The organism is Streptomyces sp. NPDC052687, from assembly GCF_040678395.1.
GTDB lineage: Bacteria > Actinomycetota > Actinomycetes > Streptomycetales > Streptomycetaceae > Streptomyces.
The window spans coordinates 1-17418 of the sequence record NZ_JBFATR010000065.1; the positions used below are offsets into that span (position 1 = coordinate 1).

At 73.8% G+C, this 17418-nt stretch carries 10 protein-coding genes and 1 pseudogene; 10 read left to right on the top strand and 1 reads right to left on the bottom strand.

Annotation, left to right across the window (positions count from 1 at the left end):
• Window positions 1-122: 122 nt before the first annotated feature.
• From AB0K92_RS31060 to AB0K92_RS31100, 9 genes and pseudogenes are all read left to right on the top strand, one after another.
• Window positions 123-1916 (top strand): annotated as a pseudogene (locus AB0K92_RS31060) (FtsK/SpoIIIE domain-containing protein); the annotation flags it as partial.
• A 665-nt stretch (window positions 1917-2581) separates the two neighbouring features.
• Window positions 2582-3964 carry an ABC transporter substrate-binding protein gene (locus AB0K92_RS31065; protein ID WP_365928430.1) on the top strand — a complete coding sequence of 461 codons (1383 nt, stop codon included), beginning with the start codon at window positions 2582-2584 and terminating at the stop codon, window positions 3962-3964.
• 73 nt (window positions 3965-4037) lie between these two features.
• Window positions 4038-5321 (top strand): sugar ABC transporter permease, encoded by a 1284-nt coding sequence (locus AB0K92_RS31070; protein WP_365928458.1) that lies wholly within the window; start codon window positions 4038-4040, stop codon window positions 5319-5321.
• Window positions 5318-6226 (top strand): carbohydrate ABC transporter permease, encoded by a 909-nt coding sequence (locus AB0K92_RS31075; protein WP_365928432.1) that lies wholly within the window; start codon window positions 5318-5320, stop codon window positions 6224-6226. Before AB0K92_RS31070 ends, AB0K92_RS31075 begins: the two co-directional genes overlap by 4 nt.
• Window positions 6227-6389: 163 nt before the next feature.
• On the top strand, window positions 6390-8705 hold the full coding sequence (locus tag AB0K92_RS31080) for a bifunctional glycosyltransferase family 2 protein/CDP-glycerol:glycerophosphate glycerophosphotransferase (protein ID WP_365928434.1): 2316 nt from the start codon (window positions 6390-6392) through the stop codon (window positions 8703-8705).
• Between the two features lie 162 nt (window positions 8706-8867).
• Window positions 8868-11069 carry a bifunctional glycosyltransferase family 2 protein/CDP-glycerol:glycerophosphate glycerophosphotransferase gene (locus AB0K92_RS31085; RefSeq protein WP_365928436.1) on the top strand — a complete coding sequence of 734 codons (2202 nt, stop codon included), beginning with the start codon at window positions 8868-8870 and terminating at the stop codon, window positions 11067-11069.
• A gap of 1 nt (window position 11070) precedes the next feature.
• A complete protein-coding gene (locus AB0K92_RS31090; RefSeq protein ID WP_365928438.1) occupies window positions 11071-13296 on the top strand; it encodes a CDP-glycerol glycerophosphotransferase family protein in 2226 nt (741 codons plus the stop codon).
• 41 nt (window positions 13297-13337) lie between these two features.
• Window positions 13338-14594: a hypothetical protein gene (locus AB0K92_RS31095; protein ID WP_365928460.1), complete on the top strand. Its 1257-nt coding sequence runs from the start codon at window positions 13338-13340 to the stop codon at window positions 14592-14594.
• 73 nt (window positions 14595-14667) lie between these two features.
• Entirely contained in the window at window positions 14668-16224 is a 1557-nt protein-coding gene (locus AB0K92_RS31100) for a hypothetical protein (protein WP_365928440.1), read from the top strand.
• Window positions 16225-16297: 73 nt separating this feature from the next.
• On the opposite strand, the gene AB0K92_RS31105 is transcribed toward AB0K92_RS31100, so the two are convergent.
• Window positions 16298-16711, bottom strand: coding sequence for an organic hydroperoxide resistance protein (locus AB0K92_RS31105; protein WP_165999291.1), 414 nt, complete (start codon window positions 16709-16711; stop codon window positions 16298-16300).
• Between the two features lie 103 nt (window positions 16712-16814).
• Between AB0K92_RS31105 and AB0K92_RS31110 the strand changes: the two genes are divergently transcribed.
• The gene (locus AB0K92_RS31110; protein WP_365928442.1) at window positions 16815-17324 is read left to right on the top strand and encodes a MarR family transcriptional regulator; all 510 of its coding nucleotides are present in this window, start codon (window positions 16815-16817) and stop codon (window positions 17322-17324) included.
• Window positions 17325-17418: the final 94 nt, after the last annotated feature.

Here is a 17418-nt window from a genome sequence, read left to right on the forward strand (position 1 = left end):
CTCCATGCCCGCGCCCATCCCGGTCCCCAGGCTCTTGAGCACGGCCTCCTTGGCCGCCCAGCGGCCGGCCAGATGCTCACCGGCCCGCTTGCGCCACCGCCCCCCGCACCGTCCCTGATCCGCAGCGGCGGCCCTCCTGGGCGCGGCACGGCGGCTCCGAGGCGGGCTCTCAGGGGTCGTACACGGTCGTCGTCGTGGACGGCGATCCGGGAAGCGCCGGGCTGCGGGACGCGCTCGCGCGGCTGGCGGCGGAGGGACCGCGGGCCGGGATCCATGTGGTGTGCCTCGCGGAGACGGCCCCCGCGTCGCCCGCGTCGCCGGTGACGGAGACGTACGAGGCGGCCTGCGCGGCGGTGCCGGTGTTCCGCCGATGCGGCGCGGTGGCGCTGCTCAGCGGTGACGTGGCGACGGCGCTGCGGCTGCTGCGGGTGGCCCCGGCGGGGCCGGTCGGGCACGGCACGGTGGCGACCGTCGACGCCGTCTCCCCGGCCTGGGCGGAACGGTTCGCGCGGGCGCTGGCCCCGCTGCGCCCGGACGGCACCGGCGGCGAGCGGCAGGCGCGGGTGTCCGCCCCGCTGCCGCAGTCGGCCCGGCTGCTGGACGAGCTGGGGCTTGCCCGGGCCACCCCGGCGTCGCTGATGGCCCGCTGGGCGGACGCGGCCGACGACACGCGCGCGCTCGGCGGACGGGCGTGGGCGGTGCTCGGCGCCGGTCCGCGCGGGCCGGTGTGCGTGGACCTGGCGGCGGACGGCCCGCACCTGCTGATCGAGGGCCCGGCGGGCAGCGGGCGTACGGAGCTGCTGCGGGCGATCGTCGCCTCGCTGGCCGCCGCCGAGCGCCCCGACCGGCTGGGCATCGTCCTGATGGACGGCCGGGACACCGTGGGCACGGGCACCGCGCACGGCGACGGGCTGCGCGTCTGCACGGACGTACCGCACGTCACCACCCACCTCACCGCCAACGACCCGGTGCGCATGCGCGAGTTCGCGCAGTCGCTGAGCGCCGAGCTGAAACGGCGGGCCGAGCTGCTGGGCCGGTCGGACTTCACCGAGTGGCACACCGGCCGTGAGCTGGCGGGCCGGATGGTCACCCAGCGGGCCGGCCGGCCGGCGGGCCAGGCACCGGGCCGGCAGCCCGGACCGAAACCGGGACAGGGCACGGCACACGGCACGGGACCGGCAGCGGAACAGACCTCGGGACAGACCTCGGGACAGGCCGCGGCACACATTCCGGCACAGACCCCGCCGCAGGTCCCCGGCCACGCCACGGCAACCGGTCACGCCACGGCCCCTGGTCACGCCACGGCCCCCGGCACCACCGGCGACGCCGACCTCGACACCCCGTCCAGTTCCACCCTGCGCCTGCGGCCGAGCGCGGCCCGCCGCACGGCGGACGTCGCGCCGCCGCTGCCGCGGCTCGTGGTGGTCGTGGACGATCTGGACGCGCTGGTCTCGCCCCCGCTCGGCTCGCCGGGACGCCCCGCGGCCGGGTCGGTCGTACGGGCCCTGGAGGCGGTGGCCCGCGAGGGCGAGCGGCTGGGGGTGCACCTGGTGGCGGCGGCCGGCCTGGGCGGTCGTACGGCCGAGTCGGAGGCGGCGCGGCGGGCGCGGCTGCGGATCGCGCTGGACGCGCCGGCGGCGGGCCCGGACGAGCCGGCGCCGGGGCGCGGGCGGCTGACCGGCGCGGACGGCAAGGTGACGCCGTTCCAGGGCGGCCGGGTCACGGGGCGGATCCCGCGCACGGCGACCCTGCGGCCGACGGTCGTGCCGCTGGACTGGCACCGCATGGGCGACCCGCCGGCCCGCCGCCCGGTACGCGAGCTGGGCAACGGGCCGACGGACCTGGCGCTGCTGGCGAGCGCGCTGGAGCGGGCGGCCCGGGAGGTGTCGGCGTCGGAGGTGCCGTCCCTGCTGTGACGGCCCACCGTGCCCGCGCCCCGGTCCGCCCGGACGGCGACACACCCCCGCCCCCGGTCCGCCAGACGCCGGCACGCCCCCGTCCCGGTACGCCCAAGCAGCGAGCGCCCCCCGGTCACCCGGACAGCGACACACCCCCGCCCCCGGTCCGCCAGACGCCGGCACGCCCCCGTCCCGGTACGCCCGAGCAGCGAGCGCCCCCCGGTACACCCGGACAGCGACACACCCCCGCCCCCCCGGTTGGCCAGGCGCCAGCACGCCCCGCCTCCGGCACGCCAAGCAGCGAGCGCCTCCGCCCCGGTCCGTCAGACGCCGGCACGCCCCGCCTCCGGCACGCCAAGCGGCGAGCGCCCCACCCCGGGTCCGCCCGGACGGCGCCACACGACACGCCCCCGCCCCCGGCAGGCCCAAGCGGCGAGCGCCCCGCCCCCGCCACACCCAAGCGGCGGCACGCCCCCGCATGCCCCACCGCGCCCCCGGCGCCCAACCCTCCCCGCGCCCGCCCGGCACCCGCCCGCACCCGCCCCGAGTCACAGCGCGGTCACGATCACCCCCTTTACAGGGTTCGCGCCCTTGCCGACCTCGTTGACGCGGCGTAGACCAGTGCTCACAGAGCATACGGATCAGTGCTGGACGTTCGACGAGGAACGAAGAACGGGGCCGTGATGCACAGCGAGAGCAGCACCAGCCGGACGACGACACGCAGGGCGGCGCGGATCGCCGCGGCCCTGCTCGCGGGAGCGCTCACGCTCACCGCGTGTGGCGGCGAGGACGAGAAGGACAGCCCGACCGAGGGCGGGGGCGACGCCACGAAGACCACCGCCACCGTCAAACTCCCCAAGCTCGACGGCGAGTCCCTGGAGGTCGCCGCCGTCTGGACCGGCCCGGAGCAGGCCAATTTCAAGAAGGTGCTCGCGGAGTTCGAGAAGCGCACGGGCGCGAAGGTCACCTTCGTCCCCGCGCAGGACCCGATCATCAACTTCCTCGGCTCGAAGATCGCCGGCGGTCAGCCGCCGGACATCGCGATGCTCCCGCAGCCCGGCGCGATCAAGCAGGCCGTGGACAAGGGCTGGGCGAAGCCGCTGGGCGCGGAGGCGCAGGCGGAGCTGGAGAAGAACTTCTCACCGGGCTGGCAGGAGATCGGCCAGGTCGACGGCAAGCAGTACGGCGTCTACTACAAGGCCGCCAACAAGTCCCTGATCTGGTACAACACGCAGGTCTTCGAGAACGCGGGCGCGCAGGAGCCCAAGACCTGGGACGAGTTGCTGACCACCGCGCAGACCATCTACGACTCGGGTGTCACCCCGTTCTCCGTCGGCGGCGCCGACGGCTGGACGCTGACCGACTGGTTCGAAAACGTGTACCTCTCGCAGGCGGGCCCGGAGAAGTACGACCAGCTGGCCAAGCACGAGATCAAGTGGACGGACCCCTCCGTGAAGGAGGCGCTGACCACGCTCGCGCAGATCTGGGGCAAGCAGGACTACCTCGCGGGCGGCGCGAGCGGCGCGCTGCAGACCGAGTTCCCGGCGTCCGTCACCCAGACCTTCACCGGCGGCGACCAGCCGAAGGCGGGCATGGTCTACGAGGGCGACTTCGTGCAGGTGAACATCGCGGAGACCGACGCGAAGGTCGGCACGGACGCGAAGGTGTTCCCGTTCCCGGCGGTCGGTGACACCGCGCCCGTCGTCTCGGGCGGCGACGCGGCGGTGATCCTGGAGGACTCCAAGGCCGCGCAGGCGCTGGCGACCTTCCTGGCCTCCCCGGACGCGGCGACCATCCAGGCGAAGCTCGGCGGCTATCTGTCGCCGAACAAGAACGTCGACCCGAAGGCCTATCCGAACGCGGTGCAGCAGGAGATGGCGAAGGCGCTGATCGCGGCCGGTGACGACTTCCGCTTCGACATGTCCGACCAGGCCCCGCAGGCCTTCGGCGGCACGCCCGGCAAGGGCGAGTGGAAGGCGTTGCAGGACTTCCTGAAGAACCCGAAGGACGTCGCGGGCGCCCAGCGCAAGCTGGAGGCCGACGCGGCCGCGGCGTACGGGAACTGAGCCGGCGATGACGTCGCCGGCACCGTCGGCGGGGGTCCCCGGGGCCCCCGCCGCTCCTGGCAAGCGCAAGAGCGTGACCGGCACCCGCACCACCATCGCGGCGCTGTTCCTGCTGCCCGCGCTGGTGCTGCTCGGCGCGCTCGTGGTCTACCCGATCGGGTACTCGGTCGTCCGCAGCTTCTACGACCAGTCCGGCGACGGCTTCGCCGGATTCGACAACTACCAGGCCCTGTTCACCGACGACGGCATCCGCACCGCGCTGAAGAACAACGTCATCTGGGTGGTGTTCGCGCCGACCGTGGCGACGGCGCTCGGGCTGATCTTCGCGGTGCTCACCGAACGCGTGCGCTGGGGCACCGCGTTCAAGCTGGTCGTCTTCATGCCGATGGCGATCTCGATGCTGGCGGCGGGCATCATCTTCCGGCTGGTGTACGACCAGGACCCGGACAAGGGCGTCGCGAACGCGGTGTGGGTGGGCGTGCACGACACGTTCGCCCAGTCGTCGGCGTTCCCGAAGGCCCACCCGGGGCGGGAGTCGCCGCTGCGGCCGGCGGGCGGGGGCGCGTTCGTCACCAAGGAGCCGGTCCGCGCGGGTGAGCCCGTGACGCTGCCGCTGGTGGGTGTGGCGCCGGACCTGATGCCGGACGACGCGAAGCCCGCCGCGAAGCCGGAGGCGGAGCCGGGGAAGATCACCGGCACCACCTGGCAGGACTTCACCCGCGGCAAGGGCGTGGGCACCCTGAACGCGCCCGACGCGTCCGAGACCGGCTACGCCGGGATGCGGATCGAGGCGGTGAAGGACGGCGAGGTGGTCGCCTCGGCGACGGCCGCCGCCGACGGCACGTTCACGCTGCCCGCCTCCGCCGAGGGGGCGCTGCTGCGGCTGCCCGCCGACAACTTCAAGGAGCCGTACAACGGGCTGGACTGGCTCGGCCCCTCGCTCGTCACGCCCGCCATCATCGGGTCGTACATCTGGATGTGGGCGGGGTTCGCGATGGTGCTGATCGCGGCCGGTCTCGCCGGGGTGCCGCGGGAGCTGCTGGAGGCGGCGCGGGTGGACGGCGCCACCGAGTGGCAGGTGTTCCGCCGGGTCACCGTGCCGCTGCTCGCGCCCGTCCTCGCGGTCGTCACCGTCACCTTGATGATCAACGTGCTGAAGGTGTTCGACCTGGTCTTCATCATCGCGCCGGGCTCCTCGCAGGACGATGCGAACGTGCTCGCCCTGGAGCTGTACCGCAAGGGCTTCGCCGAGGACCAGCCGGGCGTCGCCAGCGCCATCGCGGTGTTCCTGCTGCTGCTGGTGATCCCGGTGATGTGGTTCAACGTCCGGCGGCTCAGGCGGGAGGTACGGCGATGACGGCGACGACCAAGCTGTCCGGGCGGCCGGCGGCCGGGCCGTCCGCACCGCCGCGGCAGTCGCTCGGCGGCCGGCTGGTGGAGAAGCTGAGCGGCGGTGCCGTACGGGTCTTCCTGATCGTGGTGGGCCTGTTCTGGCTGGTGCCGACCATCGGGCTGCTGCTGTCCTCGCTGCGCAGCCCGCGGGAGATGAACGAGAGCGGCTGGTGGACGGTGTTCACCGAGCCCGCCCGGCTCACCGTCGACAGCTACGAGAAGCTGCTGGAGAACGGTGACATCACCGATTCGCTGGTCAACACGGTGCTGATCACGGTCCCGGCGACCGTGCTGGTCGTGGTGATCGGCGCGCTGGCGGGGTACGCGTTCGCGTGGATGGAGTTCCCGGGCCGCGACTGGTGGTTCCTGGCCGTGGTGGGGCTGCTGGTGGTGCCGGTGCAGGTGGCGCTGATCCCGATCGCCGAACTGTTCGGCAACATCGGGCTGTTCGGTTCCATCCTGGGCGTGATCCTCTTCCACGTCGGATTCGGTCTGCCGTTCGCGGTGTTCCTGCTGCGGAACTTCTTCGCGGAAATCCCCCGCGAGCTGCTGGAGGCCGCCCGTCTCGACGGTGCGGGTGAACTGCGGCTGTTCGCGCGGGTGGTGATGCCGCTGGGCGGGCCCGCGATCGCCAGTCTCGGCATCTTCCAGTTCCTGTGGGTGTGGAACGACATGCTGGTGGCGCTGGTGTTCACGGACGCCGGCAGCCAGCCGATCACGGTCGCGCTGCAGACGCAGGTACGGCAGTTCGGCAACAACATCGACGTGCTGGCACCGGGCGCGTTCATCTCGATGGTGGTGCCGCTGGCGGTGTTCTTCGCCTTCCAGCGGCAGTTCGTGTCGGGCGTGATGGCGGGAGCCGTCAAGTAGCGGACACGATACGGCATTTCAGCGGGGCGGGCCGGGGTCACCGGCCCGCCCTCTCGCGTTCACCGCGATTCCCCCACATGCCGTACGGACCGTAACTCCTGGGCGCCGCGGGCCGTTCCCGGGCAGAACGCCCGAGCAGACCCGCCGACCCTTGGATGTCCCCTTGCCCAGGTTCAGTGTCATCGTCCCCGCGTACCAGGTTCAGGCGTACCTGCACCAGTGCCTGGAATCGGTGCTCACGCAGTCGTACCCCGATCTCGAACTGATCGCGGTGGACGACTGCTCGCCGGACGCCTGCGGCGAGATCATCGACGAGTTCGCGGCCCGTGACTCGCGGGTGAAGGCCGTCCACCTGCCGGAGAACGGCGGCCTCGGCCCCGCCCGCAACGCCGGGATGGCCGAGGCGAGCGGCGACTACCTGATCTTCCTGGACTCCGACGACACCCTCACCCCGGACGCCCTGCGCGCCATCGCCGACCGGCTGAAGGAGACCGGCGAACCCGACGTCCTGGTCTACGACTACGCGCGCACCTACTGGACCGGTGAGGCGATCCGCAACAAGGCGGCGGCCCAGCTCACCGAGCAGGGCCCGGCCCCGTTCCGGCTGGAGGACCGGCCCGGTCTGCTGAGGCTGCTGATGGTGGCCTGGAACAAGGCGTACCGGCGGGAGTTCGTCGAGCGTGAGGGCTTCGCCTTCCCGCCCGGCTACTACGAGGACACGCCGTGGACGTACCCGGTGATGATGACGGCGCAGACCCTCGCCACCCTCGACCGGGTCTGCGTGCACTACCGGCAGCGCCGGCGCGGCAACATCCTGTCCACCACCAGCGACAAGCACTTCGACATCTTCGAGCAGTACGACCGGGTGTTCGCGTATCTGGAGGAGCGGCCGGAACTCGCCCGGTGGCGGCCGCTGCTGTTCCGGCGCATGGTCGACCACCTGATGCTGGTGTACCGCAAGCCGGACCGGCTGCCGCGCCGCAGCCGCGCCGCGTTCCTGCGCCGCGCCCGCGCCCACTACCGCCGCTACCGGTCCCCCAAGCTCTCGGCTTCGCTCGAGCAGGGAGGTACCCCCGTCGGCGCCCCGGTGTCACGGCGCGCCCGGCTGCGCCACGCGTTCGTGCGGTTCGGCGCGCACCGCACCTTCCGCGCCCTGCACCTCGCCCTCGCCGTCCGCCGCCGGGCCAGGATGCTGGCCCGGGGCCTGGCCCGCGCCGGACGCGACGCCGCGCTGGGACTGCACTACCGGATCCAGCTGCGGCTGCCCCTGAAGCCGGACCGGGCGGTGTTCGCCGTGTCCTCGGGCGGCGGCCACGGCTGCAACCCGGGCGCGCTGGAAGCCGCGGTCCGCGCGCACGCGCCGCACATCCGCACCGCGTGGATCGCCCGCCCCGAGCACCAGCACACCGTCCCGGCCGGCACCCGCCGCCTCACCCCGGGCACCGCCGCGTACTGGACGGCGCTGGCCCGCGCCACGTACCTGGTGGGCAACGCCGACTTCGGTCACCGGCTGGTCAAGCGCCCCGGTCAGGTCTTCGTGCAGACCCTGCGCGGCACACCGCTCAAGCACATGGGCCTCGACCTCCAGGAACACCCGGCGGCGGCCCGCGAGACGGACTTCGCCCGGCTGCTGCGCGGCGTGGACCAGTGGGACTACGTGCTGTCCGCGAACCGCCACTCCACCCTGACCTGGGAGCGCGTCTTCCCCGGCCGCTACCGGACGCTGGAGTACGGCTGCCCCCGCAACGACGTCTTCCAGCAGGCGACCTCGGCGGACGTGACCCGGCTGCGCGAGGCGCTGGGCATCCCGGACGGCACGGTGGCGATCCTGTACGCGCCGACTTACCGCGACCACCGCCGCACCCAGCGCACCGCCCTCGACCTGGACCGCGTGGTGCGCCGGCTGGGCCCGCGCTTCATGGTGCTGGCCCGCGCGCACGCCCGGTACGGCGGTCCGCTCGCCGCGACCGGCGGCCGGGTCGTGGACGTCACCGGCCACCCGAGCGTGGAGGAGCTGTGCCTGGCCTCGGACGCCCTGGTCACCGACTACTCGTCGATCATGTTCGACTACGCCAACCTGGACCGCCCGATCGTGATCCACAGCCCGGACGACGACTGGGCGGCGTACCAGGCGTCCCGCGGCACCTACTTCGACCTGCGCGCCTTCCCGCCGGGCGCGCTGGCGCGCAGCGAGGACGAGCTGATCGACATCTTCGCCACCGGCCACTGGCGCGGCTCCCGCTCCACCCAGCTGCGCACCGCGTTCCGGGAGCGTTTCTGCCCGTACGACGACGGGCGCGCCGCCGAGCGGGTGGTGCGGCATGTGCTGCTCGGGGAGGGTCCGGAGGCGCTCCCGCCGGTGATCCCGCTCGCCGAGCGCCACCCGGTGCCGTCGGCCGCCGCCGCCCGGCCGCGCACGCCGCTGGCCACCGTGCCGCAACCTTCTGGTCCGCTCACCGTCACCGACGGCCGCCGATGACCGTTTCATCTTAGGGAGTTCACATGCCCCGCAGTTCGTCGCGGCCGACCCCGACCCGGCCGTCCACCTGGCGGCCGGCGGGGCGGCCCGGCCGTTCCCCGCACGGTCCGAGGCGCGGGCCTCCCGTCTGACCCGGACCGGTACAACCACGGAAAGAGCAGAATGCCCCGCTTCAGCATCATCGTCCCGTCCCATGGGGTCGCGGGCCGGCTGGCCCAGGCGCTGGACTCGGTCCTCGCACAGTCCTTCGGCGACTTCGAGCTGATCCCGGTGTGCGACGGGCCCGGCTCCCCCGCGGCGGACGTCGCCGCCGCACACGCCGAGCGGGACTCGCGGGTGGCCCCCGTGCACTCCCCGCCACCGGCCGGCCTGGCCGGGGCGCGCGGCGCCGGGATGCGGGCGGCGACCGGTACGTATCTGCTGTTCCTCGACGGCGACGACATCCTGCTGCCGGGCGCGCTCGGCACGCTGGACGCGCGGCTGACGAAGACCGGCGACGTGGACGTCCTGCTCTTCGGCTACGAGCGGACCCCCTGGTGGGAGGGCGAGACCACCCAGCCGGCGGCGCCGCTGCTCGCCCAGGCCCCGTCCGGCGGCGCCTTCCACCCCGACCGGGTGCCGCAGCTGACCGGCGTCCAGCTGCCCGCCTGGTCCGCGGCCTACCGGCGGGCCTTCCTCACCGAGCGGAACATCACCTTCCCCGAGGGTCACTTCACGGACATCGGTTTCGGCGCGGCCGTGATGGCGCGGGCGGAGCGGGTCGCGGCCCTGCGCGAGCCGGTCGTACGGCATCACCTGCGGCGGCAGGGCAACCGGCTGTACCTGCCCGGCGAGAACCACGCGGACCTCCTCGACCAGGCCGAGCGCGCGCTCGCGCTCCTCCCGGAGCTGCCCGCCGAGCGGGCGCACGCCCTGTTCGACCAGCTGTTCGCGGCCGTGCTGCGGACGGCCGGGCACCCCCGGCGGCTGCCGGCGCGCGGCCGCCGCGCCTTCTTCCGCCGGGCGAGCACGCTGTACCGGCGCCACCGCCCGGCCGGGCACCGCACCCCCGGGGGCAGCCTGGGCGTCCAGCACCGGCTGCTGGCGACCGGCACGTACACGGCGTTCCGGGTGCTGCGCGGCGCCAAGGAGGCGGCGGTGCGGGCCGGGGAGCGGCTGCCGCAGCCGCGCGGGCTGCGCACCCGGCTGTTCTACCGCCGGCAGCTGCGCCGCCCGCTGGACCCGAACCTGGCGGTGTACTGCGCCTACTGGGGCCGTGGTTACGCCTGCAACCCGGCCGCGATCCACGCCAAGGCCCGTGAACTCGCCCCGCACATCCGGTCGGTGTTCCTGGTGGAGGCCGCCCAGGCACACACCGTGCCGGCGGGCGTCGATCACGCGGTGATCGGCAGCCGCCGCTACTGGGAGGTGCTGGCCCGCGCCAAGTACCTCGTGAACAACGCCAACTTCGCCGAGGGCGTGGTCAAACGGCCGGGCAGCGTGCACGTCCAGACCCAGCACGGCACCCCGCTGAAGAAGATGGGCATCGACCAGTCGACGTATCCGGTGGTGGCCGCGCAGACCGGCAGCTTCGCCAAGCTGCTGGGCCGGGTCGACCGCTGGGACTACAACCTCTCCTCCAACAGCCATTCCACCCAGACGTGGGAGCGCGCCTTCCCCGGCTCGTACGAGCATCTGGAGTACGGCTATCCGCGCAACGACGTCTTCTACACGGCGACCGCCGAGGACGTGGCCCGGGTGCGCGCCGAGCTGGGCGTGCCCGACGGGAAGACGGCGGTGCTGTACGCGCCGACGCACCGCGACTGGCACACCGGTTTCGAGACCGGCCTGGACCTGGAGGCGTTCTGCGAGGCGGCCGGCGAGGACGTCGTCGTCCTGCTGCGCGCCCACTACTTCTACGACCGGGGCGGGGCGCAGGCGTCCGGCCGGATCATCGACGTCACCTCGCACCGCTCCTCGGAGGACGTCTGCCTGGCCGCCGACGCGCTGGTCACCGACTACTCGTCGATCATGTTCGACTACGCCAACCTGGACCGGCCGATCGTCGTGTACGCCGACGACTGGGACGTCTACCGCGAGACGCGGGGCGTCTACTTCGACCTGATGCAGGCCCCGCCGGGTCCGGTCGCGCACACCCCTCAGGAGCTGGCGCGGATCTTCCGGGACGGTTCCTGGGCGGGCGAGGAGTCGCGGGAGCTGCGGGCCGCCTTCCGGGAGCGGTTCTGCGAGTTCGACGACGGACGGGCCGCCGAGCGGGTGGTGCGCCGGGTGTTCCTCGGGGAGCCGCCGGAGGCGATCCCGCCGGTGGTCCCGCTCGCCGAGCGCATCCCCGCCCCCGCCGCGACGACCCTCGTGAGGAGCTGACGTGCCCCGCTTCAGCATCATCCTTCCCTGTTTCAAGGTGCAGGGCTTCCTGCGCGAATGCCTGGACTCGGTCCTGGAGCAGTCGTTCGGCGACCTGGAGGTGATCGCCGTCGACGACTGCTCGCCGGACGGCTGCGGCGCGATCCTCGACGCGTACGCGGCCCGCGATCCGCGCGTGAAGGCGGTGCACCTGCCGGAGAACGTCGGGCTCGGCCGGGCCCGCAACGCGGGGATGCCGCACGCCACCGGCGACTACCTGTTCTTCCTCGACAGCGACGACACCCTCACCCCGGGCGCGCTGCGCGCGATGGCCGACCGGCTGGCCGGGACCGGCGACCCGGACGTGCTGATCTTCGACTACGTCCGCACGTTCTGGTGGGGCGGCACCCGCCGCAACGTGCTGTCGCCGGTGCTGGGCGAGGCGGCGGAGGCGGGCGTCTTCAGCGCCGCCGAGCGGCCCGAGGTGCTGGACCTGCTGATGGTGGTGTGGAACAAGGTCTACCGCCGGGACTTCGTCGAGCGGCACGGCTTCACCTTCCCGCCCGGCTACTACGAGGACACGCCGTGGACGTTCCCGGTGATGCTCAGCGCGGAGCGGATGACGGCGCTGGACCGGGTGTGCGTCGAGTACCGGCAGCGCCGCCAGGGCAACATCCTGTCCACCACCAGCCGCAAGCACTTCGACATCCACGAGCAGTACGAGCGGGTGTTCGCCTTCGTCGACGCCCACCCGGAGCTGCACTCCTGGCGGGGCTTCCTGCACGCGAAGATGGCGGAGCACTGCCTGGACATCCTGTCCAAGCCGGACCGGCTGCCGCCGTCGGACAAGGCCGAGTTCTTCCGCCGTACGGCCGAGATGTTCCGCGCGCACAGGCCGCAGGGCGCCGAGGTCGCCGAGGAGCACCGGGTGCTGGAGCGCGGCTACGCCGGCTATGTGGCCCGGCGGCAGGCGGCGCGGGCCGGGCGGCTGCTGGAGCGGCGGGCCCAGCGGGTGCGGGCGGCGGCGGCCGGCGGGGTGCGCCGGGCGCGCGGCGCGGTGCTGCTGCGCCGCCCGCTGGACCCGAACCTGGTCGTGTACTCGGCGTTCTCGCACCGGGGCGTGCTCGGCGACCCGGCGGCGATCCACCGGGCGGCCCGCGAGGTCGCGCCGCAGCTGCGCGGGGTGTGGGTGGTCAGGGACGAGGAGACGGCGGCGCTGCTGCCGCCGGACGTGGAGCACGTGGTGCTCGGCTCGGCCGGCTACGAGCGGGTCACCGCGAGGGCCACGTACTTCGTCAACAACGTCAACTGGCCGGGCGGGCTCACCAAGCGCCCCGGCACCGTGCACATCCACACCCACCAGGGCACGCCGCTGAAGTACATGGGCGCCGATCTGCTCGGCAAGCCGGGCGCCCGGCTCGGGGTCGACGTGCCGAAGATGCTGTGGCGCGCCGACCGCTGGGACTACAGCCTGGTCGCCAACCGCCACTCGGAGCTGGCCTGGGAGCGGGCGTTCCCCTGCCACTTCACCTCGCTGCGCTCCGGCAGCCCCCGCAACGACGTGCTGGTGAACGCGGGCCCGCAGGCGGGAGCGGCGACGAGGGCGCGCCTCGGCGTCCCGGACGGGAACACCGTCGTGCTGTACGCGCCGACCCGCCGTGAGTACCGGCGCGGCGGGCATGTCGACCGGATCGACCTGGCCCGGTTCGCGGAGGACCTGGGCGAGGACCACACCCTGGTGGTGCGGCTGCACCCGTCGCTGGCCACCGGTCACGCGCGCGGGATGGGCCTGACGGACCTGCACCGGCGGGGCGTGCTGGTCGACGCCACCGACGAGCCGCACGTGGAGGAGCTGATGCTCGCCTCGGACGTGCTGGTCACCGACTACTCGGCCCTGATGTTCGACTACGCCAACCTGGACCGGCCGATCGTGATCCACGCCGACGACTGGACGGCGTACGCGGCGAGCCGCGGTGTCTACTTCGACATCACCGCCGACCCGCCGGGCCATGTCTCGCGCTCCTACCGTGAGCTGGCCTGGCTGTTCGCGTCGGGGACCTGGCGGGACCAGGACGCGCAGCGGCTGCGGGCCGGGTTCCGGGAGCGGTTCTGCGAGTTCGACGACGGGCACGCCGCCGAGCGGGTGGTGCGCACGCTGATGCTGGGCGAGGAGGCGTGGACGCCGGAGCCGGTCGCGCTGCCGGCCCCGGCCGGTGCCTCCGATCACGACGTGCTGACCGCGTCGTGAGCGTCCGCCCGCGCCCGCGCACCTGGCGTCCGCGCACCTGGGTGCTGGTCCTGGCCGCGGTGTTCGCCGTGCTCCAGCTGGCGAACGTCACCGGCCGGGACACCCCGGACACCAAGAACTACCTGTCGTACGCGCTGAGTCTGCGCGGTGACTCCAAGCGGGAGGCCGCCGCGGCGACGATCGACTACGTGTGCGCGGGGCGGGCCGCGCTCGCCCACCGCAACCAGAACGTGCACGTGGTCCGCTTCCACCGCCCCGATCCGGCGCCGCGGGTGAAGCGGGAGTGCGGCGCGGACGAGTGGCGGGTGGTGGACCGGCGGCTGCGGGCGGGGCAGACCGGCGGGCACACCGTGCCGTACATGCCGGAGCGGTTCATGCGGATCTTCGAGGCGCGGCCCGGCTATCCGGTCGTGCTGCTGCCGTTCGTGTCCGTGTTCGGTGTGGTGTGGGGCGTGTGGGCGGCGAGCGTGGTGATCGCGGTCGCGGGCGGGGTGCTGGTGTTCCTGGTGCTGCGGGCGCTGCGCGTGCCGGTGCCGCTGTGTCTGACCGGGCAGGGCCTGTACTACGTCCTGCCGGTCGGCACGACCGCGATGCGGCCCATGACGGAGGGCCTGATGCTGGCGCTGACGCTGGCGGCGGTGTGGGGGTGCGCGCTGGTCCTGGACGGGCGGCGGTCCCGGGCCGGGCTCGCGCTGATCGGCGGGTCGCTGGCGGCGCTGTTCACCGTCAAGCACTCGCAGGCGCTGTTCCTCGGGGTGTGCCTGGCGGCGGCGGGCACGCTGATCGCCGTACGGCGGTGGCGGCGGGGCCGGGTACCGGGGCGCGGGGTGCTCGCGGTGGCGGGCATGGGGGCCGCGGCGGCGGCGCTGACGGTGGTGCTGGCGCGGCTGCTCGGGTATCCGTCGACCGAGGACAGCGTGCAGGACCTGCTCACCCATCACTTCGCGCGGCCCGACCGGGCCGATCCCTGGCCGGAGTTCCTCCAGCTGCAGGGGAACTTCTGGATGGAGTGGCTGCGCCGGCAGCTGTGGCAGCCGCTGTTCCTGGCGGCGCTGGCCGCGGGCGCGTGGGGGGCGGCGCGGCGGCCCGCGTTCGGGGTGTTCCTGGCCGCGGCGGCGTTCACCGGGATCCTCACGCAGGCCGGACATCCGGACATCAACATCTGGGGCGAGCGGCTGATCGTGCTGGCGTGGCTGCTGCCGGTGGTGGGGGTGCCGCTGCTGCTGGACGCGGCGCTGCGGCGGCCGGTGGCCCTGCCGGCGCAGGGTCACGCCGAACGGGCTCACTCGATGCGGTGAGGTGAGGTCATGCCGTTGACCCCGGCGGGAACATACGGCAAATGCCTCGAATGCTTACCCTCCCCGCGGATCGATGAGCGCCCAGGTCCTCGTACGGCGGCCCCCGCGCGGTGCGACGGCGCTGCGCGGCCGGGTCTGGCGGCCCACCCCCTTCCAGGTTTTCGGCCTGCTGTTCTGGCTGGTGATGTGCCTGGCGTACTGGCGGGTGCCGCTGTGCTGTGACGCCGGGCAGCACGCCGCCGTCATCGAACGCCTGCGGGCCGACCTGCTGCACCCGCGCCATCCCACGGCCGACCTGCCGGGCGCGGGCAGCCCCTACTACTCGCCCTACGCCGTCCTCCAGGGCGCCTTCGCCCGGCTGACCGGGCTGAGCGGCTGGGAGGTGGTGCGGCTGGCCGGGCCGGTGAACCTGCTGGTGCTGCTGACCGGCCTGAACCGTTTCGTGCGGGTGCTGTCGCCCCGACCGTGGGCGCCGGTGCTGGCGCTGGCCGCGATGACGCTGCTGTGGGGGGTGGAGCGGGCCTGGTGGAGCGGCTGGCTGTCGCTGATGTCGATGACCGGCACGCTGCCCTATCCGTCGGCGCTGGCCGTCGGGCTGACCTTCTGGGCGTGGGCGTGGACGGGCACGCTGGCGCGGGACGGGCGGCCGGTGCGGTTCGTGGGGCCGGGCGGGCTGCCGGGCCTGACCGGTTACGCGGGGCTCGGCGCGGTGTACGGGCTGATCCTGCTGGTGCACCCGATCACCTCGGTGGCGGCGGTGCTGGGCGCGGTGGCGCTGGTGGCCGGGTGGCAGCGCGGCCTGCGGCCCGCCGTGGCCGGCCGGTGGGCGCTGGCCGGGGGTACGGCGCTGCTGGTCGCCGCGGTCTGGCCGTACTTCGACGTCTTCGCGCTCACGGGTGACACCAGCGTGGACGCCATGCACCGGCGGCTGTACCGGGATCTCGACGGGCGGTTCGGGCTGGCGCTGCTCGGGCTGCCCGCGCTGTGGCTGCGGGCGCGCCGCGAGTCCTGGCGCGATCCGCTGGTGCTGATGTTCGCGCTGGAGGTGGCGGTGGTGGCGTACGGCTGGTTCAGCGGCCACTACACCTACGGGCGGATCCTCGGGCTGACCCTGGTGCCGCTCCAGTTCGCGCTCGCCGTCGAGCTGGCGGCGCCGCGGCCCTGGCCGGTGTGGCGGCGGGCGCTGGCGGCGGTGGCGGCCGGGGCGGCCTGCGTGGCGTTCCTCGCCGTGCACGCGGGGGCGGTGGTGCCGCGCTCGCTGGACCCGGTCGGCTTCGCGCAGCCGCCGCGCTGGCCGTCGTACGACTGGGCCGCGGAGTACATCCGGCCCGGCGAGGTGGTGATCACCGACGGCTACTACGCCGTGCACGCCATCGCCGGGCACGGCCCGAACCTGGCCGCGCCGACCTGGCCGGACGCGGCGGTGGACGAGCGGGAGCGGCTGCGGCGGGTCGCCGACGTGGAGACCTATCTGGACCCGGCGACGGCCCCGGCCGAGCGGGCCGCGATCGCCCGCCGCCGCGATGTGCGCTGGCTGCTGCTGACGCGCTGGCGCGAGGTGCCCGAGGAGGCCGTCGTGGTGGCCTGGAGCAGGCGCACGGGGGAGGTGCTGGCGCGGCTGCCCGGGTGACGGGCGCCGCGCCCGCGGGGTGCTGCTCGATGCCGGGTGTCACTCGATGACGGGTGTCACTCGATGACGGGTGTTACTCGATGACGAGGTCGACCGGGATGTTGCCGCGGGTGGCGTTGGAGTACGGGCAGACCTGGTGAGCCTGCTCGACCAGCTTGCGGCCGGTCGCCTCGTCCAGCGTGTCGGGCAGCTCGACGCGCAGCGTGACGGCGAGCGCGAAGCCCTCGCCCTGCTTGCCGATGCCGACCTCGGCGGTGACGGCGGCGTCGCTGAGGTCGACCTTGGCCTGGCGGCCGACGAGGCCGAGGGCGCTGCCGAAACAGGCGGCGTAGCCGGCGGCGAAGAGCTGCTCGGGGTTCGTGCCCTGGCCGTTGCCGCCCAGCTGCACCGGCATGGCCAGCGGCAGGTCCAGCGTGCCGTCGGAGGAGACGGCGCGGCCCTCGCGGCCGTGCGTGGCGGTGGCGACAGCGGTGTAGAGCGCGTCCATGGGAAACCATCCCTCTCGGGTCGGGAGTCGGGTGGGCGGTGGCCGGTCCGGTCACCGCCGTACGACCAGAAGTAGAGCACACAATTCAGTTGTGCACAACTAAATGGCGGGCAAGCGCTACCCTGGAGTCATGACCAGCAGCACGCCCGCGGACGACTGGCTCCGCCTCGACCGCCAGATCTGCTTCTCGCTGAACGCCGCCTCGCGCGCGTTCAACGGCGTCTACCGCGTGATCCTCAAGGACCTCGGGCTCACCTACCCGCAGTATCTGGTGATGCTGGTGCTGTGGGAGGACGGCGACCAGCCGGTGAAGCGGCTCGGCGAGCGGCTGCGGCTCGACTCCGGCACGCTGTCCCCGCTGCTCAAGCGCCTGGAGGCGGCCGGACTCGTGCGCCGCGAGCGCAGCGCCCGCGACGAGCGCTCGGTCGAGGTCCGGCTCACCGAGGAGGGCGCCGCCCTGCGCGAGCGGGCGGTGGAGGTGCCGCGCCGCATCGTCGCCGCGACCGGCTGCGACGTCGACGAGATCCGCGCCCTGCGGGACCGCCTCGACCGGCTCACCAGCGCACTGGACGCGGCGGTGGCGGCGGAGACGGCGGAGACGGCGTCGCGCTAGGGGCGGCCGCCCGGTTCTCACGGTCCACCTTCCGGTGACAACGCGTCACGTACAGATCACGCACTGCCCCCGCGCCTGCTTCACTGTGTCCGGA

What these genes read in the sequence shown, in the direction of transcription:
- AB0K92_RS31065 (WP_365928430.1), top strand. Translation starts at nt 2,582, where the DNA reads ATGCACAGCGAGAGCAGCACCAGCCGGACGACGACACGCAGGGCGGCG.
- AB0K92_RS31075 (WP_365928432.1), top strand. Translation starts at nt 5,318, where the DNA reads ATGACGGCGACGACCAAGCTGTCCGGGCGGCCGGCGGCCGGGCCGTCC.
- AB0K92_RS31110 (WP_365928442.1), top strand. Translation starts at nt 16,815, where the DNA reads ATGGCGGGCAAGCGCTACCCTGGAGTCATGACCAGCAGCACGCCCGCG.
- AB0K92_RS31100 (WP_365928440.1), top strand. Translation starts at nt 14,668, where the DNA reads ATGAGCGCCCAGGTCCTCGTACGGCGGCCCCCGCGCGGTGCGACGGCG.
- AB0K92_RS31085 (WP_365928436.1), top strand. Translation starts at nt 8,868, where the DNA reads ATGCCCCGCTTCAGCATCATCGTCCCGTCCCATGGGGTCGCGGGCCGG.
- AB0K92_RS31105 (WP_165999291.1), bottom strand. Translation starts at nt 16,711, where the DNA reads ATGGACGCGCTCTACACCGCTGTCGCCACCGCCACGCACGGCCGCGAG.